This is a genomic window from Bacteroides sp. AF25-38AC, from assembly GCF_003602995.1.
GTDB classification, from domain to species: Bacteria; Bacteroidota; Bacteroidia; order Bacteroidales; family Bacteroidaceae; genus Bacteroides; species Bacteroides uniformis.
Genome location: NZ_QTMD01000012.1, coordinates 87,608 through 110,013, shown reverse-complemented (window position 1 = coordinate 110,013; position 22,406 = coordinate 87,608). Strand labels below are relative to the sequence as shown.

Here is a 22,406-nt window from a genome sequence, read left to right as displayed (position 1 = left end):
AAACATGATAAACAAATTTAAGATGATTATGAAATTTAAGATTGTATGGGTATTGGTGATGATGCTATCTCTCCATGGCTATTCTCGGGAAAAGTATGGTGATAGTTTCTCTTTTGCAAGGTCTGGAACGGATATTCTTGAAGTAAGGAAAGGAAATTTATCGGTAGGAGCGTCCACTGTGGCATCTTCTTCCAAAGGGAAGCATTCTTCAGCCAAAGCTGTAGACGGTAGTTTGACTTCTTTCTGGCAATCTAGCCAGTCTGCCGGATGGATTGTAGTAGATTTGAAAACCTCTTATTCATTGACTAGCATTTGTCAGGTATTTCATGAATCGTCTGTTTGGAAATTCAAGGTAGAAGGCTCTGTTGATAAAGAGAATTGGTTGCTGTTGGTAGATAAGACGAAAGGAGCTTCCGGTGATGTTTTTGCAGAAAGTGTGAGTGGCGTGTACCGTTATGTAAAATTAACTGTCCTTGAGTCTAAAGATGGTTTTCTGCCTTCTTCGAAAGAATTTGTTATAAATGGAACAAATGCGGATAAGAATATTGCTTTAGGTAAGCAATGCACTAATGTGGTGCTGCAAAAGGATCATAATCCGAATGATGCTTTGGATGGAAATATGTCAACCTATTGGATTGCTGATAATGAGCAGTTTCCCCAATCTTTGACTGTTGATCTGGAAGAGGTTTGTACGTTATCCGGAATTCAGCAAATCTTTAAAGACCATGATAGCTGGAAGTTTAAGATTGAAGGTTCCAATGATGAATTGCACTGGGCTGTTTTGGTTGATAATACAGATGGTATTAGTGGATTTGATTTCAAAACTCCGGTTTCAGGAGAATTCCGTTATATTAGACTGACTATTTTGGGCTCAGCGAAGGGATATTGGGCACACAGTTGTGAATTTCGAGTTTTTGGAACAGAAAAAGATGTGGTTTCTTTAGGCGGTCGGGAACTTGAGGATTTGGCCTTTAATGCTTTAGCTGCCACTTCTTCGTTTTGCGACAATAATCATACTCAGAAGAAGGCCTTTGATGGTGACAATACTACTTTTTGGTATGCGGACAATAATGCTTATCCGCAATGGTTATGTGCGGATTTAGGTTTGCCATGTGATGTTCGGAATATAAAACAGACTTTTGTGGAAAAAGATGTTTGGTCCTTTATTATTGAAGGGTCAAATGATAATAAAAAATGGGACTTATTGGCAGACTGTCGTTCGGGTATTGCCGGTACTGAGTACGTAAAAGAATTGAATGGTGTATATCGGTATATCAAATTAACTATATTGGATGCCAAAAGTAAAAGTAGAGCAGGTAGCCGTTCGTTGGTCATTAAGGGGTTTGGTTCACCACGTAATGCAACGTGGTGGGAAGAGACTTCTGGTATGACAAGGTATTACCCCAAATACTATCGCCAAACGCTTAACTCTATAAAAGACAGTTTGGATATATTGCAGGCACAAGGTTATCGTAATATTGAACTTTCGGCTATATATGAAGGTGATCCTAGTGTGTGGGGAGGGCTTGGAGCTACAAATAACTATGCCATAGACCCGTCTATTGGAACATTGGAAGATTTTGAGGACCTTCTCCGTGAAGTACATGCACGGGATATGAGGCTGACTTTCTTTGGAAATGTTGGTTATTGTTGGTATAAAGCTCCTTTCTTTGAAAAAGCATGTGATGATCAGCGTAATGGTGTATATAGTAAGGAGAGGAACTGGTTTCATTTCAGTGATAAGAAGTTGAATGACAATTGGTTTTGGAGTGACAGAGCCCAGGCTTATTACTATTCGTGTTGGGGAAACTCGGATGGGGCTGAAGGACGCATTCCAAGCTACAACTTTAACAATTGGGAGTGGCAGGAAGAGTGTCGGAATTATCTGGACTTTTGGGCAGATAAGGGGGTGGATGGAATACTTCTGGATGCTCCTGAGGTCTATGATGGTATTACTGACGATATTATCAATGAGTCTATTATAAAAGTTTTAAATCGTAGAGGCATTCTAACTAATGCGGAGGGAGCTTCAAATATTGAAAAATGGATTAGCAGGTTTGATTTTAAACTAATTCAAGGTTTTGATATGTATGGTTGGGGCGGTGGAAAAAGAAGTGAGGTCTTAAATGCCAGAAGAAATCAGAACCCATGTGAATTGAATGGAAAGTTGAAGAGTTATAGAGACCGTATTGTGGCATTGGGGGCAACAACTATTACTCCACCAATGTGGGAGATTCCAGCTACTAATGAGGAGCGCCTTTTTGAATTGGCTTATTTAATTTCCATGGGGACAGTAGTAATAAACCATTATGGTGATCATCATTCGGATTATATAGCCCAATTAATTCTTGATAAGTGGCCTCAAAAGGACCAGAAGAAGTTTTATGATTTAATCAGGTTGCAGAATGGCTATAACGGGTTGGCTCCCATGGGACAGCGCACTTGTATTCCTTCAAATGATGATAGTAAGTATACTGTCTTTAAACGAAGCAATAAAGATGGGAAAGTTTCGGCCCTAGTCATTATGAATTTCCAGAATAGTACGGAAACCATTTCTGTGAATTTGAAGAATACGGGTATCTTGCTGGGACAAACTCCTCTAAATCTATTGGATGGAGATAATATACCACCTGTATTGTCTGAGGACTATCATATTACATTGCCTCCTTATGGGTATATGATACTCGGTATTCAAAATGAAGAATAAGATGTGAGAATTTCTTCTGTATAATATGTGGAGAACTACTATTATAAAAAGATAATAGATTTCTTGATCATGATTCCGTGGGGCTGGGAAGTTCCACGGAATTTTATATTTTTATTTCGCGACGATTTATCCTGCCCAGTCCTCCCTATCCAGATTTCTATATCCGATAGCTTCCGCCAAGTGTGCCGGCTGTATCAATTCGCAGCCTTCCAGGTCGGCGATGGTGCGTGATACTTTCAATATACGGTCGTAGGCGCGGGCCGAAAGGTTTAGGCGGTTCATGGCAGTTTTGAGCATGGCAAGTCCTTTGTCATCCGGACGGGCGTGGCGAGCAAGCAGTTTACTGTTCATCTGGGCATTACAATATATGCCGGGAATGTCTGCATACCTTGCTTCTTGAATTTGTCGGGCACGTATCACACGCTCGCGTATGGTGGCGCTCGATTCGCCGGGGCGAGAATCTGCCATCTCTTCAAAGGGGAGTGGGGTGACTTCAATTTGCAGGTCGATACGGTCGAGCAAAGGTCCGGATATGCGGTTCAGGTACTTTTGTACTTGTCCAGGACTGCATACACAAGCCTTGGTGGGATGCGTGTAATACCCGCATGGACACGGATTCATAGAGGCTACCAGCATAAAACTTGCCGGGTACTCTACATTGCATCGGATGCGTGACACGGTAATCTTCCTATCTTCCAGCGGTTGGCGAAGAACCTCCAATACGTTACGGCTGTACTCTGGCAGTTCATCAAGATATAAAATTCCGTTATGTGCCAGACTGATTTCACCGGGCTGGGGGAAACTTCCTCCACCGGTCATCGCTACCGTAGAAATGGTGTGGTGAGGGGCGCGGAACGGGCGTTTCGAGATGAGTCCACCGTCTTTGCCCAACTTTCCGGCAACAGAATGAATCTTGGTCGTTTCCAGACTCTCTCCCAAAGAGAGGGGAGGAAGTATAGACGGCAGACGCTTGGCAAGCATGGACTTACCGCTGCCCGGCGAACCGATGAGAAGTATGTTGTGGCTGCCCGAAGCAGCTACCTCCAAGGCTCGTTTCACATTTTCCTGTCCTTTTACTTCTGCAAAGTCGAAATCAAAGTTGCTCTGCTGGGAATAGAATTCCTCGCGGGTGTTGACTAACGTAGGGGTTAATTCCTGCGTGCCATTAAAGAATTCTATAACTTCCTTGATGTTTCCCGCTCCGTACACTTTCAGATTGTTTACTACTGCCGCTTCGTGGGCATTCTGTTGCGGTACAATCATACCCTCAAACCCCAGTTCTCTGGCCTTGATGGCAATGGGGAGTGCTCCTTTGATAGGTTGCAGGCTGCCGTCAAGGCTTAGTTCACCCATCAGCAGATAGCGTTCCAGCTTATCGGACTGGATAACTTCGCTGGCGGCAAGTATGCCGATGGCTAAAGGTAAATCGTAAGCTGCACCTTCCTTGCGGATGTCAGCCGGAGCCATGTTGATGACAATATTGCTGGTCGGCATCCGGTAGCCGTTGACCTGCAAAGCAGATATGATACGTTGATGGCTTTCTTTGACCGCAGAGTCCGGCAAACCGACTAAATAGAACATACAGCCTCTGGAACTGTTGACTTCAATGGTGATGAGGGTTGCGTCAATACCTTGAACAGCCGCTCCAAAAACTTTTATGAGCACGTTTTTAGTGATTAGGGGTTAGTGATGGCAGGATAGGCTACCGTCGGTTTTGTTTTTTGAGTTTCTTTTCACTCTTTTTCTTCTCTTTTTCCTTTTGCTCTATCTCCTCCAGTTTCTTTTTGATGTCTTCCTCACTCATATTCTTCCCTTCAATTTTTCCGGAAGGGCTAAGGAACAGATTGGCAGGCAATGCTTGTATGGCGAGCTGTTTGATGGGCGCTGTGTTCCATCCGGAGAAATCACAACTCTGTTCCCACTTCAGGGTATCTCTTTTGATTGCTTCTTCCCATTCCTTTCTGTCGATATCCAAGGAAATGCCCCAGAGTGCGAATAGCTTGTTCTTTTCTTCTTTCTTGTAAATCCGACGCAGGGCAGCGTTGGCCTCCATGCTTTGTGGGTCCCAGGATGCCCAAAAATGTATCAACAGATATTTATCTTTAAAGCTAGTACGGCTGATTGATGTACCTTTGGCATTGGGCAGGTTGACGTAAGGGATGGTTTTCCCGACGGATACCTTCTCTTCTTCTTGGATAAGGTCAAGCAGTTCGTCCACATATGGGCGGTCTTTCAGGCCTCCGGTCATGTGTTCTGTCATTTCTTTGATTAAGGAGAAGTCCGGTTGCGGTTTTTGCACGAAATATTTCTCCAGCAGATAGATACTTACCAGTGAAGAAGGATGGCTGTTGATGAAGGCTTCTGCTTTTTCTTCCAATGCTTTCTCCGAGGGAGTACTCAAACCTTTCAACTCTTTCTGAAAGGCGGTCAGTTCTTCATTGGGAACATTCCCCGTGATTTCCAGTGAAGTAAGTTCGGCGGCAGAACCTTTTATCTTTATGTTGTCTCCTTTGTCCAGGTAAAGCGGATATTCCGTACCGTCACTGAATTGCAACCATGTAGAGGCAAGTGTGTCGGTGGTGAGGGTTGCAGAGAACTTGTCATCCTTGACAAGCAGAGTGTCCATACGGTTATAGAACTTGTCCGTACCATATATATAAAGGGTATCATTCCCCAGCCCTTTGATTTCACCATTTAGGTAGACTGAATTTGTATTTTTGCTGCCGCAGGCAGACAATATAATAAGCAGAAGGTATGCAAGATAGATTTTCTTCATTCCGGTTCTTTTTCTGATACTTCGTCGCGAAAATACTTCTTTTTGGTGTGAATAAAAAGAAATGCCCGACATATTTCTATGCCGGGCACGTTCTTTTCAATCTAACCTTTATTATTTGATGATATTCATAAAGTCAGTGTTAGTGAAGTATTTGGCGAATTCCAGGTCAGAAGCAGCCTTCTTTGCCAAAGCCGGTTCTTTTGCAATGGCATTCTTCAGACTGCTGGTTACCATAGATGTATTGTTGGTTCTTGCGCCAAGTACAGCCATCAGGTAGTCAGTATAAGCGTCTGGTCTTTCGATAGCAGCCAGTGTGTTCTTAGCCTTGTTGTAGTCCTTAGCCAGGATTTGTGCCAAAGCAGCGCTGTTAGTCTTAGTGTCGCCAAATGAGCTGACAGCCTTGTCGTACTGTCCTTGAGCAACATACAGATTACCCAATGCCTCGTTCAGTTCCTTAGAACCGGAAGCCTTGCTCAGATAGCTTTCTGCTGCTGTTCTGTCGCCCTTGGTCAAGGCAATCAGACCGAGATTCATGTTTGCTTCAGGAGCATCCTTGATGGAGAGAGCTTTCTTGAAGTAGCTTTCAGCCTTGTCAAGATCACCAGCCTGATAAGCCAGTTTACCTAAGTTGTTGTAAGCACGGAAATCGTTCGGGTAGATTTGAGTAGCTTTTGTGAAGATGGCTTCTTGCTTGGCAGCATCTTTAGTCAAGGTGGTGGCATACAGTAATTCTTCGATGTTCAGCTGCTTGGCATCGCTGTCGGCGAGGTTTGCGATTTCTTCGTCAGACTTACCGATGATTTCGTAGTTCAAAGTCAGGCGTGAACGACGCAGTTGCGGCAGGATTTCGTCAGCCAAAGTCTTATAAACAGAAGAGATGTTCTTGATTTCTTGTTCTCTTTGTTCAGGATCCTGATACATGGAAAGAACGCGAAGAATCAATTCTTTATCTTGGATGTTTGATTTGGATACCAGTTCCTGGAAGCCTTCCCAGTCCTGAGCCGTATACTTGGTGTCTACTGCTGCATTGATTTTTGCTTTCTTCAAATCTCTGTTGATGATTTTAGCCGTGTTGTCCTGGCGGTTCTCAGCCAGTGTAGTATTCAAGCCTACACCACCATCGGGAGAAGCGTATGCGGAGATTTCGATGTTGCTGATTTTCTTGTTTTCAGCTTCGTCTATGTTTTTCACTTCTTTGCCGAATTCTTTGGCAGTCTTCAATTCGCTGGCGCGTACGTTGGCTTGTTGAATCAAGAACATGATGTTGGCGTCATGCTTTTCTTTGATGATACGTTGGAAAGCGTCGTCACCATTGGCGGGGTTAGCGCTGCCCAATGTTTGTTCCAGCATCTCAGAAGTGGAGATTACACCATCAGCTACTTTTACAGCAGGGATAGTGACAGTCTTTTTGCCTACTGTAGCCTTGAATTCCAGATACAGTTCGGATTTGGCCATTTCCGGTACATAGTCGAAAGATGTCTTCATAGTGTAGCTGCCGCCCATCTTGTAAGAGATAGTCTGGTCGTTACCTTCTACTTTTTCGCCCTGGAACACAGCCGATTGGCCTTTAGCTTCGCCGCCATTCCATTTCAGCACAGGGGTCACTTCTACCACAGCCTTCTTGTTGAAGTACTTTTCGGGGAATTTTCCGTTGATTGTAGCGGGAACTTTACCACCTACAGCCTCTAGAACTTGAGGAGTTACGGTGAAATAATCTGATGACAATTCACCCATCTTTTTGCTGCACGATGTCATTAATGCAACAATCATTGCCATTAAAAACGGCAGATACAATTTCTTAGTCATTTTAGGTATAAATTAATTGTTTGTAATTGAAATTTGTCTATTCCATGTTAGTGTGCTGTTTAGGCATGGACATAACAACGCAAAGATATTAAATCCTATTACAGTTTGTTAACTCGTGCAGCAATTTTATCATAATTTAATGAATTTCTCGCTCTTTGCGGTACTTTATATTGCGGGGATGATGTTCTATGATTTCACTGCGCAATCTGTGCCGGTCAATATGTGTGTAAATTTCTGTTGTAGCGATAGATTCGTGGCCCAGCATACTTTGTATGGCGCGCAGGTTGGCTCCTCCTTCAAGCAGGTGGGTGGCAAAGGAATGGCGGAAGGTGTGCGGACTGATGTTTTTGGTGATGCCGGCCTTCTTCGCCAGTTCCTTGATGAGATGGAATACCATGATGCGCGAGATATTTTTGCCCCAGCGTGCCAGGAATACATAGTCCTCGAAGTCCTTCTTGATTTTCCAGCCTCCATTGCGGTCCACGAACCAGTTCCTTATCTCCTTGATGGCACGGGACGATATGGGTACAAGGCGCTGTTTGCTGCCCTTACCTTCTACCTTGATGAAGCCTTCGTCGAAATACAAGTCGGAGATTTTCAGGTTGCACAGTTCCGATACCCGTAGGCCGCAACTGTATAGAGTCTCGAGGATGGCCCGGTTGCGTTGCCCCTCGTTTGTGCCTAGGTCAATGGCGGAGATGATGCGGTCTATCTCTTCCACCGTCAGTACTTCTGGAAGCTTGAATCCGATTTTGGGTCCCTCCAACAGTTCGCTGGGGTCTCCCTCCAGGTAGTCGGCCATGACGAGGAAATGGAAGAATGACTTGATGCCCGACAAGATGCGTGCCTGCGAGCGGGGATGGATGCCGATGTCGTGCAGTCCGGAGGCAAAATGCTGCAAGTCATCCAGGGTAGTGTCAAGGATAGCGATACCCTCTCCTTCCAGAAAGTGCAGCAGCTTCTGTAAGTCTGTTTGGTAAGCATCCACTGTATTGGGTGAGAGTGCTTTTTCCAGTTTCAGATACTGGTGGTACTTTCTGATTATCAGCGTTTGTTTCTCCTTATTCGTGGATTTTTCTTCTGATTTCATTTCTTTTTTCTACCTTTGCTTCGCGAAAATAGGCTGCATTTCAGCAAATTGCAAATAAATTTGCATCTGCTTTCGGTTTGCACTATCTTTGCACCGCAAAGGTATAAAAAATTGTGTTATGAGGATACAGATTATTAACGGCCCCAATATAAATCTCTTGGGCAAACGTGAACCTTCCATTTACGGTAGCGTTACTTTTGAAGACTACCTTGCCGAACTCCGTAAGAAATATGCGGATGTACAGATTGACTATTTCCAGTCCAACATTGAGGGAGAGCTGATAGACAAGATTCAGCAGGTAGGTTTTGATGTGGACGGCATCATTTTGAATGCGGGTGCTTACACCCATACGTCCATCGCTCTGCAAGATGCTATCCGTTCGGTCACTTCTCCGGTGATTGAGGTGCATATCTCTAATGTACATGCCCGCGAGGCTTTTCGTCATGTGTCCATGATTTCCTGCGCTTGCAAGGGTGTCATTCTCGGTTTCGGGCTGAACTCCTACCGTCTGGCCATGGAGGCATTAAAAGATTATTAAATAAAATAGGTATATAGATTATGTTATTGAAGCAAACGAAGATTGTCGCAACGATTTCTGACCAGCGCTGTGATGTTGATTTTATAAAGCAGTTGTTCGATGCAGGTATGAATGTTGTACGTATGAATACTGCACATCTTGGCCGTGAAGGTGCCGAGAAGTTGATTAACAATGTGCGTTCGGTTTCCAACCGCATCGCTATCCTGATGGATACGAAAGGACCGGAGGTCCGCACGACGGTTCTGGCTGAGCCCATTCCTTTCAAGGCGGGCGACCGCGTGAAGGTGGTAGGCAACCCGGAGCAGGAGACTACCCGTGAATGTATCTCGGTATCCTATCCCCATTTCGTCAAAGACTTGAATGTGGACGGCCATATCCTTATTGATGACGGTGACTTGGAGTTGGTTGTTGTAGAGAAGACCCCCGACTACCTGCTCTGCGAAGTACAGAATGAGGCTACTCTGGGCAGCCGCAAGAGCGTCAACGTTCCCGGCGTCCGCATCAATCTGCCTTCTCTGACTGAGAAGGACCGCACCAATATCCTTTATGCCATTGAGAAGAACATAGACTTCATTGCCCACTCCTTTGTGCGCAATAAGCAGGATATACTCGACATCAAGGCGATTCTTGACGCTCATAACAGCGATATCCGTATTGTTGCTAAGATTGAGAACCAGGAAGGCGTTGATAATATCGATGAAATCCTGGAAGTAGCCGACGGTGTGATGATAGCTCGCGGTGACCTCGGTATTGAAGTTCCGCAGGAACGTATTCCGGGCATCCAGCGTGTGCTCATCCGCAAGTGTATTCTTGCCAAGAAGCCGGTGATTGTTGCCACACAGATGCTTCATACCATGATTTCCAATCCGCGTCCCACCCGTGCGGAGGTAACGGACATTGCCAATGCCATCTATTATCGTACGGATGCCTTGATGTTGAGCGGTGAAACCGCCTATGGAAAGTATCCGGTAGAAGCGGTGAAGACGATGACCAAGATTGCCGCCCAAGCGGAGAAAGACAAGCTGTCTGACAACGATATCCGTATTCCGCTGGACGAGAACAGCAACGACGTGACTGCGTTCCTGGCCAAACAAGCGGTAAAGGCTACCACCAAACTGAAAATCCGTGCAATCATCACCGACAGTTACAGCGGCCGTACTGCCCGTAACCTTGCCGCTTTCCGTGGCAAATATCCGGTGTTGGCCATCTGCTACAAGGAAAAGACCATGCGGCACCTTGCCCTTTCCTACGGTGTGGAAGCTATCTATATGCCCGAACTTGCCAACGGGCAGGAATATTACTTTGCAGCCTTGCGTCGCTTGTTGAAGGAAGGCCGTTTATGTCCTACGGACATGGTGGGCTACCTGAGTAGCGGTAAGGAAGGCACACAGACCTCTTTCCTTGAAATCAATGTCGTAGAAGATGCCTTGAAGCATGCTGAAGATAGTGTGCTGCCTAACAGTAACAGATACTTGTAGGATAAGGGATTAAGGATAAGGGGTTAGGGATTAGCGGTTAATGATTAATTAATAATTGTGCGCAGAACTAACCCCTAACCCCTAATCCCTTATCCCTAACCTATAATCCATTAACAAAGTGACGATTGACGAATACATTTTGCAGCACATTGATGATGAGGGCGATTATCTGAAAGCGCTCTATCGCGACACGCATGTCAAGTTGCTATATCCCCGCATGGCTTCCGGACATTTGCAGGGGCGTATGCTCAAGATGTTTGTCCGGATGATTCGTCCCCGGCAGGTGCTGGAGATAGGGACTTATAGCGGGTATTCCGCACTTTGCATAGCAGAAGGACTGCCGGAGGGCGGGATGCTGCATACGTTTGAAATCAACGACGAGCAGGAGGACTTCACCCGTCCGTGGCTGGAGAATTCCGATTACGCGGATAAAATCAGGTTCTACATTGGCGATGCCTTGGAGCGGGTACCGCAACTGGACCTCACTTTCGACCTTGCCTTTATTGACGGAGATAAGCGTAAATACATAGAGTATTATGAAATGGTGCTCGCCCGCCTTTCCGGCGGTGGATATATCATTGCCGACAATACCTTGTGGGATGGCCATGTGCTGGAAGAACAACCCCATCGCACAGACCTGCAAACAATCAGTATCAAAGCCTTCAATGATTTGGTGGCGCGGGATGCGCGTGTGGAGAAAGTCATTCTTCCCCTGCGTGACGGATTGACGATTATCCGTAAGAAGTAACTGTTTTTTTATCTTTTTCTCAGCAGCCGCTTGCTGAGGTATCTCACCGGATACCATACGGACAAGAAGCCTACAGTGATGACCGTTAAGAATACCAGAATAATATCCGTGGCATGTACACTTACCGGATAAGCGTCCACTACAAAACTTCCATTGCCTCCCCCCAATGAAATCAACCCGAAACGTTGCTGCAGAAAGCACAGCAACAATCCTAAAACGATGCCGGAGAGGGCGCCGAATACAGAAATCATCCTGCCTTCGAACAAGAAGATGCGCGCTATAAGCCGGTCATCGGCACCCAGATTGCGCAGTGTCTCCACGTCCTCCCGTTTGTCCAGTATCAGCATGGACAGCGAACCGATGACATTGAAGCATGCGATACCCAGAATGAAGGTGAGGAAGAGATAAGAGATGAGTTTCTCTATTTCCATGATGCGGAAAACATCGGCCTGCTGCTCGTAGCGGTTCTGTACAATGAACCGGTCGCCGAGAATGCCTGCTATTTTCTTTTGTACGGAGCCGATGTTGGAACCGGGTTTCAGTTTCATCTCGATGGCAGAGACTTCCGTGTCATAATTGAACAGACGGCGGGCAAAGTCGAGTGACGTCAGTATGTAGCGTGAATCGTATTTTTGCTGGTTGACGGCAAAGATGGCGCCGGGCGAGAAGAGATACTCCCGGTTGAAAGCCGCAGTGGGGTTGGCTATGTTTACCCGTACGTTCCGTTTGGGGGCATAGACCTGCAACGGGTCCACGAACTGAATGCCGGTGCCCAACTCGGATATAAGTTCCACACCCAGAAAACCATAGTCCACCACCGAGTCGCTCAGCAGGAACTTTCCCGTCCCATAGAGCAAGCTGTCGATGGAGGTAAGCTGTTCGAAATTGTCCTCCACTCCCTTGATGACGGCCATTGCCTGGCGGTCTTTGTACTGCACCATGGCATTCTCTTCCAGTGTTTCCGTCCACACGTCAATCTCGGACAGGGCGTGTACTTGCCGGATGCACGCTTCGTGCGGGTCGAAAACCTTACCTTCGCGGACGGTGATTTTCAGTTCCGGGTCGAAAGCTGTGAAAAAGCCTGCCACCATGTCCTGAAAACCGTTGAACACGGACAAGGTGCATACCAACGCCAACGTAGCCAATGCCACCCCACACACCGAAATGCCGGAGATGATATTAATGGCATTGTGTTTCTTCTTGGAGAAGAGGTAGCGGCGGGCTATAAAGAAGGGAAGGGACATTATTTCAGCAGTTCATCAATTCGTTCCAGATAGTCCAGTGAGTCGTCTACGAAGAACTTCAGTTCGGGGATAATGCGTAGTTGGTGGCGTACGCGGGTACCCAGTTCAAAGCGTATGGATTTCATGTTTCCGTTGATGTTCTTGACTATTTCTTCGCTTTTCTCCGAGGGGAATATACTGAGATAAGCGCGTGCCACGCTCATGTCGGGGCTGATGCGTACGGCACTGACGGAAATCAGTATGCCGGGCATGGACTTGGTTTGCAACAAGAAGATATCACTCAGTTCCTTCTGCAGGAGACGGGCTATTTTATTTTGTCTGGTAGTTTCCATACTGTTCATTTTTTTATGCTGGGGTGCAGCCTGTTTTCACGTTAGCAAAGTTACTGAAATATATCGTTCTGCCGACTGTTTATAGCTTTTTTTTCATTCTTTTCCCTATTGTAGGGTTCATTCTTTTCCGTTCTGTCGATGAGATATGCCTTTTCGTAGATTCTATTTGTTGTTCTTGTTATGCTTCCCTAACTTTGATGTCAGTTCGGAGAACTGCTGATGATGAGTGAAGAAGGAAGAGAACCATTCCGTTATAGAAGAGACTCTCTCTAAATAGCGTTTTTTCATGTATTATTGACTTGAACCGTTTTTACCCGGGAGGGTAGAAACGGTTTTTTGCGCATCTGACCGGGCTTTCTTGTCTCTTGCATAGGCTTCCGTTGTGTGCTACATAGGCTTCTGTTGTGTTTTGCACGGTGGTTTGTCTTGAGAAGCCTTTGGGTTTATCATGTGCGCACGGCTGTGGTACGCCTTTCCCACAGCGGTGAAGAAGACGTGCCACAGCTGTGAAGAATATGCTTCACAGCCGTGGTTTTTCATCAATATATAGGGGTTGACAGAACAGACATAAGGGAATGACAGAACAAACATGAGGGGATAACGGAACGGACATAAGCACTCGACGCATTCCGTATCAGGGTATGAATAGCGGAATGCGTCGGGTGCTTGTGGGGGAATGATATGATATTTGTTCTTATGCCTTTACATACTTCCTTTTGGCTATCAGCACTGCCACGATGATACCTATCACCAGCAGCGCCAGTGCTCCGTAGGCGATGCCTTCCGTCACGTGCAGGCTGGTGGGGTCAAAGCGCATTTCGATGGTGTGCTGTCCGGCAGGAACATACATTGTGCGCAGGATATAGTCGGCGCGTGCCAGTTCGGCAGGCTGTCCGTCGATGGTTACGTGCCAGCCGTCCGGATAATAGATTTCGGAGAATACGGCAATACCGTCTTGGGCATTGTTCGTTTCGTACGTCAGGCGGTTAGGTGTGTAACTTGTCAGGCGGATGCTGGAGAGGCTGTCTTTATAACTTTCCGTGGTACCTTTCAGCACATCCTTGAAGCGGGCATCCACTACGGCTGTCTCTGTGGGTATGATGCTGTCCAGGGCGTCAATCTCTTCGTTGGCGTTGTTCACATACTGCACCTTGTTTACAAACCATGCATTGCCGTAGGCGTGCGGGTTGAGGATGGGAACGGTTTGTCTTTGCTGTCCTGCAGGGAAGATGAAGTATTTGGTGTTCAGCATGTTCAGTATGCGGAACTTATTGGCATCCACGCTGTCCATCTCACCTCCGGCGGTGGCAATGGCCTTGTAGGCCGCCTGCATTTCGGGAGAGATGTGATGCTCTATCATTTCCTGGTAGCGACGCAGCTTGGCCGGGTGATAACCGCCGACGCTTTTGTGCCAGTAGGAGGTGTTGTTGTCATCGAAGGTGCTGGTGGCAAAGTTCAATACACGATAGTCCAAGCTGGTATCTTGTAGTATCAGCTCGTCTGTATTCGTCTTGGTGAAGGTTTCCGTACGGATGGAGTGGGGCACGAACTGGGCATCATTCAGATAGCGCTTGTTGACCCCCCACATATCTGCCAGGCAGAGTATGGTGATACCTGCAATGGTCAGCGAGCTACGCAGCTTGCCGCTTGCATAGAGCCAGAGCAGGCTGCAGCCGATGCCTATGATGATGAAGCTACGCAGGGCGTCGCTGCTGACGAGTTCGGCACGCATCTCTCCCAAGTTGGCAAGGATGTCGGAGAGTTCGTTGGCGGGTATCATCTGCTGGTTGACGGCATTCTGCAGCATCTGTGCCTCTTGGGCGGGCACGTAGCCGGAGCCGATGCTGCCCGGGGCAATGGCAAGCAGCAGGGCGATGCCTGCAGTGAGCAGCAGGCTGATGCCGAGGGGCTTCTTTTCCTGTTTTAAGATTTCCGGCTCTTCGAGCAGGCGTTTCAGGGCAAAGATAGCCAGCAAAGGTATCGTGAACTCTGCTATGACAAGGATGGAGGACACGGCGCGGAACTTGTTGTACAACGGGACGTAATCGATGAAGAAATCCGTCAGCGGCATGAAGTTCTTGCCCCAGGACAAGACGATGGAGAAGAAGGTGGCTCCTATCAATGCCCACTTCAACGGTCCTTTCACGATGAAGCATCCCAGTACGAACAGAAACAAGACGAATGCTCCGACGTAGACGGGACCCGACGTCATGGGCTGGGTACCGAAATATTGTGTCAGTGAGCCGTACAGACTGCTGTACATCGGGTTTGCCTTGCTCATGGCAGTTTCACTCTGGCTGAGGGCGGCAGATGCTCCGCCTTTGAAGTTGGGCACCAGCAGAGTCAGTGTTTCGTCGATGCCGTAGCTCCACTGGGTGATGTAGTCGCGGTCCAGCCCGCTACTGGTCTGCTTGGCAGCGTCGCCGGTCTGCACCAGTTCGCTTTTGCCGCGCATGGTTTCTTTGCTGTAGGCATAGGTGTGATAGAGGTTGGATACGTTGGCGGCTATGCCGACGAGGGCTGCCACAATCAGTACGGCACTTGCCTTGAAGAACTGGGGCAATGTCTTGGTACGCCATGCTTTCTCGAAGTAGGCTCCCACAAAGAAAAGGATGACGAAGAAGAAGTAATAGGACATCTGCACGTGGTTCGAGGTGATTTGCAGGGCCACGAACAAGGCGGTGAGGATGCCTCCCCACAGCAGTTTCCCACGATAGGCGAGCACAATGCCTGCTATGGTGGGCGGCACGTAGGCAAGGGTGATGAACTTCCAGATGTGTCCGGCAGATATCAGGATGAAGAAATAGGACGAGAATGCCCACATGATACCGCCCAGTCCGGCCAGCCAGACCGGTATGCCGAAGACGCGCAGCAGGATGTAGAAGCCGAGCATCAGCATGAATGTGAGGCACACATAGTCGGGCAGGAAGAGTTGGTAGGCTTTCTGTACCCACTGCAGTGACTTGGTGGAGTCATACGAAGGGGCTATCTGATACATGGGCATACCGCCGAACAGCGAGTTTGTCCAACGGCTGCGTTCGCCCGTCTGTTCGTAATACTCCTTGACTTCTTGTCCTGCCCCTGCTCCTGCAGCCGTGTCGTGCTGAAAGAGAATACGGTTTTCTATATCCGCCGGGAAGAAGTAGGCGAAGGAAAGGAGGACGAATGCCAAGATGGCAATAAGATCGGGAAGAAGCTTCTTCATGAGTTATAAGTTATGAGTTATCAATTAATCAATTGTGGGGCAAAGATAGTGCAAACCGAATACAGAACTTTCATGCTTGCATGAAAAAGTTTTGTTGAGGTGCAGCCTATCTTCGCTTTTGTGGCAAAGATACATAAATGCAGATTGTTATTGTCACGTTATCGGCAGAATGTTGTACCTTTGCCTTTCCAAAAAAAGATTAAAGTGCTTTAACGATAATATGCAAGCTTAAATTATTATAGATATGACAATAGGGATAATCAGTGCAATGGACAGCGAACACCGCCGGTTGGTGGAGCGCTTGCAGGATAAGAATACGTCGGGCGATGGTAGTTTCCGCTATGTGGAAGGTACATTGGGCGGTAACCATGTAATCTTGACGCAATGCGGCATCGGTAAGGTGAGTGCAGCGGTAGGAGCTTCGGAACTGATACGGCGCTTTTCTCCGGACTGCATCGTCAGCACCGGTGTGGCGGGCGGCATTGATGCTTGCCTGAAGGTGACGGATGTAGTGGCAAGCCAACGTCTGGTGTATCACGACGTCTGGTGCGGCGACGGTAACGAGTACGGACAAGTGCAAGGTTTTCCCGCCTCTTACGAGGGATGTTCCTCTCTGTTGAAACATGCCTTGTCGCTGAACGAAGCCGGAATGGAAAGCCGCATCCACAGCGGACTTGTCTGTACCGGCGACCAGTTCATCACCAACCGTACGGAGCTGGATACCATCAAGCAACGTTTCCCCGACGGTCTTGCCGTTGATATGGAGTCTGCCGCCATTGCGCAGACTTGCTATCTGTACAATGTTCCTTTTCTCAGCTTCCGCATCATCAGCGACACACCCGGAGTAGAGGACCATGCTTCGCAGTATGCCGATTTCTGGGGAACCATGGCAGAGCGTTCGTTCCTCACGATATGGACCTTCCTCTCCACCCTTCCCAGCAATTTATAACTCATAACTTATAACTCATAACTCATGAAGAAGATTCCTAGTTTTACAATCGACCACATCCGTTTGTTGCGCGGCATTTACATATCCCGCCAGGATGAAGTGAACGGAGAAACAGTCACTACTTTCGACATCCGTATGAAAGAGCCCAATCGTGAGCCTGCTTTGGGACAAGGTGCTCTGCACACCATCGAACACCTTGCCGCCACCTACCTGCGCAACGACCCGCAGTGGCAGGACAAGATTATCTATTGGGGCCCCATGGGCTGCCTCACCGGTAATTATCTGCTGATGAAAGGTGACTTGAAGCCGCAGGACATACTGACACTGATGCAGGACACCTTCCGCTTTGTTGCCGAATATGAAGGTGAAGTCCCCGGTGCCGCTCCGCAAGATTGCGGCAACTACCTGCTCCACGACCTTCCGATGGCTAAATGGGAGTCTGCCAAATACCTGCATGAGGTCTTGGAACAGATGAAAGAGGAGAATATGAAGTATCCGGAAAAAGAAGAAAAATAAGGGGGTTAGCGATTAGGGATTAAGGATGGGTTTATGCCTATATTAAAGTCTATGCGGCCCCAAATAATCCCTAATCGCTAACCCCTTATCTCTTATCCTTTATTATCACACAATCTCAATCCCCTGCTCCTTGCAAAGCTGTAATCCCAGGTCTTTCAGCTTGAATTTCTGTATCTTGCCACTTCCCGTCATGGGGAATTCTTTGATGAAGAAGATATACTTGGGTATCTTGTAGCGGGATATTTTGCCGATGCAGAAGTCTCGTACATCCGATTCGTGCATATCCACTTCTTCGTGCAGGATGATGAAAGCGCCTACGGCTTCACCGTATTTCTTAGAGGGAATACCGGCTACCTGCACGTCTTTTACGCCTTCCAGTTGATAGAGGAACTCTTCTATCTCGCGGGGATAGATATTTTCACCACCGCGGATAATCATGTCCTTGATGCGTCCTGTGATGCGGTAATTGCCGTCCTCGTCCTTTATTCCAAGGTCTCCCGAGTGCAGGAAACCGTTCTCGTCAATGACTTCGGCCGTGGCTTCCGGGTTTTTGTAGTAACCTTTCATGGTGTTGTATCCGCGGTTGCACATTTCACCTTGTACGCCTACGGGACACTCTTCTCCGGTTTCGGGGTCGATAACCTTTACTTCCGTATGTTCAAAGTCGTGTCCTACGGTATTGCAACGTACATCGAACGGGTCGTCTATCCGGGTGGCGGTCATTCCGGGAGCAGCTTCGGTCAGCCCGTAAACGCTGGTTACCTTCATGTACATTTTCTCTTCCACCTGCTTCATCAGCTCTACCGGGCAGAGGGAACCTGCCATGATACCCGTACGGAGGCTGGACATGTCGAACATGTCGAACATCGGATGGTTCAGTTCGGCAATGAACATGGTGGGTACGCCGTAAAGTGCCGTGCAGCGCTCCTTGTGGATAGAGGCGAGCACTACCAGTGGGTTGAAGCGTTCCACCATTACTTCTGTACAGCCGTGTGTCAGGCAGTTCATGGTGGCAAGTACCACGCCAAAGCAGTGGAACAATGGTACGCAGACGCAGAGCTTGTCATCGGCGGTAAACTTCATGTGCTCACCGGTAAGGAAACCGTTGTTGGCAATGTTGTAGTGGGTAAGCATGACGCCTTTCGGGAATCCCGTAGTGCCGGAGGTGTATTGCATGTTCACTACATCGTGGCAAGTGACCTGACTTTTGAGTTCATTCAGGCGGCTGTCTTCTATATTGTCGCCCAAGAGAAGTATTTCGGCCGTGTTGTACATGCCCCGGTGCTTCTCCTGCCCCACGTAGATGACGTTTTTCATATAAGGGAAACGTTCGCTTTTCAAGTGTCCGCGTTGGCAAGTCTTCAGTTCCGGAAGCATGGTATAGGTCATCTGCACAAAGTCACTGTCCTTTTCGCCATTGACGATGCAGAGGGTATGCATGTCGGAGTTCTGGCAGAGATATTCCAGCTCGGACTGTTTGTAGTTGGTGTTTACCGTTACGTAGACGGCACCTATCTTGGCGCAAGCGTATAATAGAGTCAGCCAGTCGGGTACATTGGCTGCCCAGATACCTACGTGTGTTCCCCGTTCCACGCCGATGGCGATAAGTCCTTTGGCCATGTCGTCCACCCGGCGGTTGAACTGGCTCCAGGTGAAGCGCAGGTTGCGGTCAGAGTAAACGATATATTCTTTGTCTGGTGTTGTTTCGGCCCAATGTTCCAACCATTGGCCGAGGGTACGTTCGTATAACATGATGTGGAAGTTGAAAGTGGAAAGTTGAAAGGTGAAAATAGAAAGTATTTATCATTTTCCATTTTCACCTTTTAATTTTCCATTAATTTAAATTGGTGTATAAACTACTGCAAGTATCTTGGCTGCCTGCCCTTCATAGGCGTGTACGTGGTGCGGAACGATGGAATCGTAATAGATGCTGTCACCTTCTTCGAGCAGGTAGGTATTTTTGCCGTAACTGATTTCCATGGTCCCTTCCATCACCATGATGAATTCTTCGCCTTCGTGTGAGGAGAGTACAAAGTCACTGTCGTCCGTAGTGGCCACATCAATGATAAACGGCTCCATATGGCGGTCGGCTTTGGATTTGGAGAGTGAATGATACTCCATATGCTTGCGGCTGTGGATGGCATTGTTGGAGAAACTGATACTGTTCTGCGACTCGTCCTTACGGCAGACCACGGGACCGTTCTCATCCTGGTCGTCAAGAAAAGTTCCCAAACGTACACCCAGCACACGAGCTATCTTGATGAGGGGAGCCAGTGACGGGAGGTCGATGTTGTTTTCTATACGTTCAATCTGTTCGATAGCAAGTCCCGAACGCTGTGCCAGTTCTTCCATACTGATGGATTGGCTTTCACGGAGTGATTTTATTTTTTCTCCTACGATTTTGCTGGTATCCATAATGATAGTATTTTCTGTCTAAAGGTTATAATTTATAGCTGTTAAACCGCAAAAATAAGAGAAACTTTTACTTGATGCAACATTCTGAGGGAAAATATTGCTGAAATATCTCCGGTGGTCGGCTTATTTGTATAATATTCTTCTGTTCTGTTTCTCTTTCTTCCCCAAAGTTCTGTTTATAGCCGCTTCAAGTCTTGTTCCGATACGTGCTTTCCTTTGTACGCTTTGCCTGCTGCATTGAAACGATAGCTTAGGTTCAGGGAGAAGCTGCGCGAGTCCGGGTTTGCCTTTTTCGTATAGGTCAGCCGGGGACCGAACAGCATGAAGGAGCCATACCGAGAATTCCACAGGTCATTGGCTTGCAGTCCGAGCGTCAGCCTTTTGTTGAAGAATGTTTTGCGGATGCCGGCGTTTATGCCCCAATAGGAACGTTGCAGCATGGCGCCGAAGTTGCCTTCGCTCTGGTAGTCGGCATCAAGGGAGAGAATCCACTCGTCCGGAAGCTGGAGACTGTTTTGCAGAAAGAGGTAAATGCTGCTGCGGTTCATATTCTTGCTACTGCCTTGATTGGTGACTTTGAAGAACGGTTGGGCGAAGTAGATGCCGAGCTCCGGTTTCCAGATGCCGACGGTGGGTGACAGATGGGCAGAGGCGGTGAGATACTGCATCCGTTTGAAATTTCCGGTAGTGAAGATGACAACATCCGGATTGTCCTCGTATTCTTTGGTCATGAAGGCAATGGCATTGCGGCGGTATTGGTAGTTAAGTCCGAATTGTACCCACTTGTAAAGGGCCGTGAACTGCAGGTCGTGGTTGGTTTCGGGGGTGAGCAGTGGGTTTCCGCCTTCGTAGATGAAACGGTTGTTATAACTCAGTGTGCTACGTAGCTGGAAGAAGCTGGGGCGGTTGCTTTTGGCTGTATAGCTGAGATTGGCTTGGGCTTTGCCGAGAGGAAAGTCTACCGATAGGTTGGGGCACCAGTCATTGTAAGTACGACTTTGACCGGACACGTACTTTTCCTGCTCCCAATAGTCGGAGACGGCATGCTCGAAGCGCAGTCCTGCAAGAAGGCTGATTTTTCCTAATGTCAGTGAGTATTCGGCAAAGACGGCGGACTTGCTTTCGTCGATTCGACTGTCTGTATCGGGAAGTATGTGCTGCCGGTTCAGGAAATTGTCATTTCGCCGGATGAAGGTGTAATCGGCACCGGTCTTCAGTTCACCTTTCCAAAGGGGATGGGTCAGAATCAACTTGGCGGCATAAAGGCGGTTGTCGGCGTGGTTGAAAGAGCTGATGTCGCGATTGCCTTCGGTCTGGCTTTCTTCTTTAGCCTCCTGGTGATTATAACTTTTTCCGTATACCAGGTCGGTGTTGAAGTTTATGTGGAGTTGCTTTATGCTGCCCTGATAGTAGGCATTCAGCTGGTGCCGGTTGGTTTGCTGCAAGTTTTGGGAGGAATGTATGGTGTGATCGGCCAATTCTTCATTTGCCCGGACGGTATATGCCGAATGGTCACTGCTGTGATAATCGGGGGTACGATGAAACTCATAGGAGGCACCGAGGCTGTGTTGGGGGGTGAAGTCGTAACTGGCGCTTGCTTTTCCTCCGGCAAGTAGTCCCTTATTATATAAGTGAACCCGGTTATTTACATCCCATTGTATTTCGGACGGTATCTGGTAGCGAACCTCCTGGTGGCGTTTTCTGTTTTCATAATTGGTGTACAGCATGCCCAGCAGGGACAGTCCTTTCTTCTGATAATTCAGATTGACTTGTCCGTAATGGCTGTTGCGTCTCCGTTGGGTGATTCCTGCACGGAAATTACCGCCAAAACTGTCTCTTTTGTTACGTACGGTGCGTATGCGTACAACGGCTTTAACGGTAGCATCGTACTCTGCACCCGGGTTGGTGATGAGCTCCACTTTTTCAATATCGGCGGCAGAGAGGCGTTGCAGTTCGGAGTTGTCTTGCAGAAGGCGGTTATCTATATAGATGACCGGTGTCCCTTTGCCAAAAACGGTATACCCCTCATCAGAGGAGCGTAGTCCGGGGATATGTTTCAATACGTCGTTGGCATCATTCAAGGATGCGAGCAGGGTTTGCCGTACGCTTGTCTCCAACTTTCCGCCCTTTAGTCGGAAAACGGGGCGGGCGGCGGTGATGACGGTTTCCGCAAGTAGCACGGCATCGGTTTGCAATATCCAGTTGTGGGTACTCCCGGTGGGGCAAGGCTGGCAAAGGGCTTTGTAACCGATGGAAGAAACTTGTAGTAGATAGTTTCCGGGAGTGGGAGGGAGAAGTTCAAAACTACCGTCGCTTCGGCTACACGTTCCTTGTATGAAGGTGGAATCTTCGGAAAGGAGGGCGATGTTGGCAAACTCTATCGGTTGCTTTTCCTCTGTGAGAATTTTACCTCGGATGGAGGGTGTTGCCGGGCTGGTTTGTGCTTTTGTTGTCGTGACGCTCATTAGGAGCAGGGCAAGAATACATATTATCTGTTTCATGTTCCGGTTGTTGTTTGATTTCGGGACACGAAGGTATCCGCTTTCTGCCGGGATGGAAGAAACAAAAAGCGGATAGTTGTCTGACATTTGCCTGACAATAG

16 protein-coding genes are annotated in these 22,406 nt (G+C 47.7%); 6 read left to right on the top strand and 10 right to left on the bottom strand.

The annotated features are described in order from the left end of the window. Nucleotides 1-22 precede the first annotated feature (22 nt). Nucleotides 23-2,707, top strand: coding sequence for a discoidin domain-containing protein (locus DWY55_RS10235; RefSeq protein ID WP_008662537.1), 2,685 nt, complete (start codon nt 23-25; stop codon nt 2,705-2,707). Between the two features lie 126 nt (nt 2,708-2,833). Here DWY55_RS10235 and DWY55_RS10230 read toward each other — a convergent pair whose 3' ends face one another. From DWY55_RS10230 to xerD, 4 genes are all read right to left on the bottom strand, one after another. After that, the gene (locus DWY55_RS10230; protein ID WP_005830774.1) at nt 2,834-4,372 is read right to left on the bottom strand and encodes a YifB family Mg chelatase-like AAA ATPase; all 1,539 of its coding nucleotides are present in this window, start codon (nt 4,370-4,372) and stop codon (nt 2,834-2,836) included. 37 nt (nt 4,373-4,409) lie between these two features. Continuing rightward, the gene (locus tag DWY55_RS10225; protein ID WP_117878805.1) at nt 4,410-5,483 is read right to left on the bottom strand and encodes a TlpA disulfide reductase family protein; all 1,074 of its coding nucleotides are present in this window, start codon (nt 5,481-5,483) and stop codon (nt 4,410-4,412) included. Between the two features lie 111 nt (nt 5,484-5,594). Next, nucleotides 5,595-7,289, bottom strand: coding sequence for a tetratricopeptide repeat protein (locus tag DWY55_RS10220; RefSeq protein ID WP_117589182.1), 1,695 nt, complete (start codon nt 7,287-7,289; stop codon nt 5,595-5,597). Between the two features lie 136 nt (nt 7,290-7,425). Further along, entirely contained in the window at nt 7,426-8,379 is a 954-nt protein-coding gene (gene xerD, locus DWY55_RS10215) for a site-specific tyrosine recombinase XerD (RefSeq protein ID WP_005830767.1), read from the bottom strand. 118 nt (nt 8,380-8,497) lie between these two features. On the opposite strand from xerD, the gene aroQ reads away from it, so the two are divergent. The 3 genes from aroQ (at nt 8,498) to DWY55_RS10200 (ending at nt 11,143) form a co-directional block, all read left to right on the top strand. Further along, the gene (aroQ, locus tag DWY55_RS10210; protein ID WP_005834372.1) at nt 8,498-8,917 is read left to right on the top strand and encodes a type II 3-dehydroquinate dehydratase; all 420 of its coding nucleotides are present in this window, start codon (nt 8,498-8,500) and stop codon (nt 8,915-8,917) included. Between the two features lie 20 nt (nt 8,918-8,937). Then, the gene (gene pyk, locus DWY55_RS10205; RefSeq protein ID WP_005834375.1) at nt 8,938-10,395 is read left to right on the top strand and encodes a pyruvate kinase; all 1,458 of its coding nucleotides are present in this window, start codon (nt 8,938-8,940) and stop codon (nt 10,393-10,395) included. 118 nt (nt 10,396-10,513) lie between these two features. After that, entirely contained in the window at nt 10,514-11,143 is a 630-nt protein-coding gene (locus tag DWY55_RS10200) for an O-methyltransferase (protein WP_005830764.1), read from the top strand. Nucleotides 11,144-11,151: 8 nt separating this feature from the next. On the opposite strand, the gene DWY55_RS10195 is transcribed toward DWY55_RS10200, so the two are convergent. The 3 genes from DWY55_RS10195 to DWY55_RS10185 form a co-directional block, all read right to left on the bottom strand. Beyond that, nucleotides 11,152-12,387: an FtsX-like permease family protein gene (locus tag DWY55_RS10195; RefSeq protein ID WP_005830763.1), complete on the bottom strand. Its 1,236-nt coding sequence runs from the start codon at nt 12,385-12,387 to the stop codon at nt 11,152-11,154. After that, entirely contained in the window at nt 12,387-12,719 is a 333-nt protein-coding gene (gene rbfA, locus DWY55_RS10190) for a 30S ribosome-binding factor RbfA (RefSeq protein WP_005834378.1), read from the bottom strand. The genes DWY55_RS10195 and rbfA overlap by 1 nt, the downstream gene beginning before the upstream one ends. Nucleotides 12,720-13,413: 694 nt before the next feature. Then, nucleotides 13,414-15,924 (bottom strand): YfhO family protein, encoded by a 2,511-nt coding sequence (locus DWY55_RS10185; protein ID WP_005830759.1) that lies wholly within the window; start codon nt 15,922-15,924, stop codon nt 13,414-13,416. A gap of 244 nt (nt 15,925-16,168) precedes the next feature. On the opposite strand from DWY55_RS10185, the gene DWY55_RS10180 reads away from it, so the two are divergent. Both DWY55_RS10180 and DWY55_RS10175 read left to right on the top strand, forming a co-directional pair. Further along, nucleotides 16,169-16,873 (top strand): 5'-methylthioadenosine/adenosylhomocysteine nucleosidase, encoded by a 705-nt coding sequence (locus DWY55_RS10180; RefSeq protein ID WP_005830756.1) that lies wholly within the window; start codon nt 16,169-16,171, stop codon nt 16,871-16,873. 24 nt (nt 16,874-16,897) lie between these two features. Next, a complete protein-coding gene (locus DWY55_RS10175; protein WP_005830754.1) occupies nt 16,898-17,389 on the top strand; it encodes an S-ribosylhomocysteine lyase in 492 nt (163 codons plus the stop codon). Nucleotides 17,390-17,494: 105 nt separating this feature from the next. On the opposite strand, the gene DWY55_RS10170 is transcribed toward DWY55_RS10175, so the two are convergent. From DWY55_RS10170 to DWY55_RS10160, 3 genes are all read right to left on the bottom strand, one after another. After that, nucleotides 17,495-19,141 carry an AMP-binding protein gene (locus DWY55_RS10170; protein WP_034525939.1) on the bottom strand — a complete coding sequence of 549 codons (1,647 nt, stop codon included), beginning with the start codon at nt 19,139-19,141 and terminating at the stop codon, nt 17,495-17,497. A gap of 87 nt (nt 19,142-19,228) precedes the next feature. Next, nucleotides 19,229-19,804 carry a helix-turn-helix domain-containing protein gene (locus tag DWY55_RS10165; protein ID WP_117713750.1) on the bottom strand — a complete coding sequence of 192 codons (576 nt, stop codon included), beginning with the start codon at nt 19,802-19,804 and terminating at the stop codon, nt 19,229-19,231. Nucleotides 19,805-19,980: 176 nt separating this feature from the next. Next, nucleotides 19,981-22,305: an outer membrane beta-barrel family protein gene (locus DWY55_RS10160; protein ID WP_117878827.1), complete on the bottom strand. Its 2,325-nt coding sequence runs from the start codon at nt 22,303-22,305 to the stop codon at nt 19,981-19,983. Between the last annotated feature and the right edge of the window lie 101 nt (nt 22,306-22,406).

Excerpts from the sequence above, each read along its gene's own strand:
- DWY55_RS10235 (WP_008662537.1), top strand. The coding sequence starts at position 23 with ATGATTATGAAATTTAAGATTGTATGGGTATTGGTGATGATGCTATCT.
- DWY55_RS10225 (WP_117878805.1), bottom strand. The coding sequence starts at position 5,483 with ATGAAGAAAATCTATCTTGCATACCTTCTGCTTATTATATTGTCTGCC.
- DWY55_RS10220 (WP_117589182.1), bottom strand. The coding sequence starts at position 7,289 with ATGACTAAGAAATTGTATCTGCCGTTTTTAATGGCAATGATTGTTGCA.
- xerD (WP_005830767.1), bottom strand. The coding sequence starts at position 8,379 with ATGAAATCAGAAGAAAAATCCACGAATAAGGAGAAACAAACGCTGATA.
- aroQ (WP_005834372.1), top strand. The coding sequence starts at position 8,498 with ATGAGGATACAGATTATTAACGGCCCCAATATAAATCTCTTGGGCAAA.
- pyk (WP_005834375.1), top strand. The coding sequence starts at position 8,938 with ATGTTATTGAAGCAAACGAAGATTGTCGCAACGATTTCTGACCAGCGC.
- DWY55_RS10195 (WP_005830763.1), bottom strand. The coding sequence starts at position 12,387 with ATGTCCCTTCCCTTCTTTATAGCCCGCCGCTACCTCTTCTCCAAGAAG.
- rbfA (WP_005834378.1), bottom strand. The coding sequence starts at position 12,719 with ATGGAAACTACCAGACAAAATAAAATAGCCCGTCTCCTGCAGAAGGAA.
- DWY55_RS10185 (WP_005830759.1), bottom strand. The coding sequence starts at position 15,924 with ATGAAGAAGCTTCTTCCCGATCTTATTGCCATCTTGGCATTCGTCCTC.
- DWY55_RS10180 (WP_005830756.1), top strand. The coding sequence starts at position 16,169 with ATGACAATAGGGATAATCAGTGCAATGGACAGCGAACACCGCCGGTTG.
- DWY55_RS10175 (WP_005830754.1), top strand. The coding sequence starts at position 16,898 with ATGAAGAAGATTCCTAGTTTTACAATCGACCACATCCGTTTGTTGCGC.
- DWY55_RS10170 (WP_034525939.1), bottom strand. The coding sequence starts at position 19,141 with ATGTTATACGAACGTACCCTCGGCCAATGGTTGGAACATTGGGCCGAA.
- DWY55_RS10165 (WP_117713750.1), bottom strand. The coding sequence starts at position 19,804 with ATGGATACCAGCAAAATCGTAGGAGAAAAAATAAAATCACTCCGTGAA.
- DWY55_RS10160 (WP_117878827.1), bottom strand. The coding sequence starts at position 22,305 with ATGAAACAGATAATATGTATTCTTGCCCTGCTCCTAATGAGCGTCACG.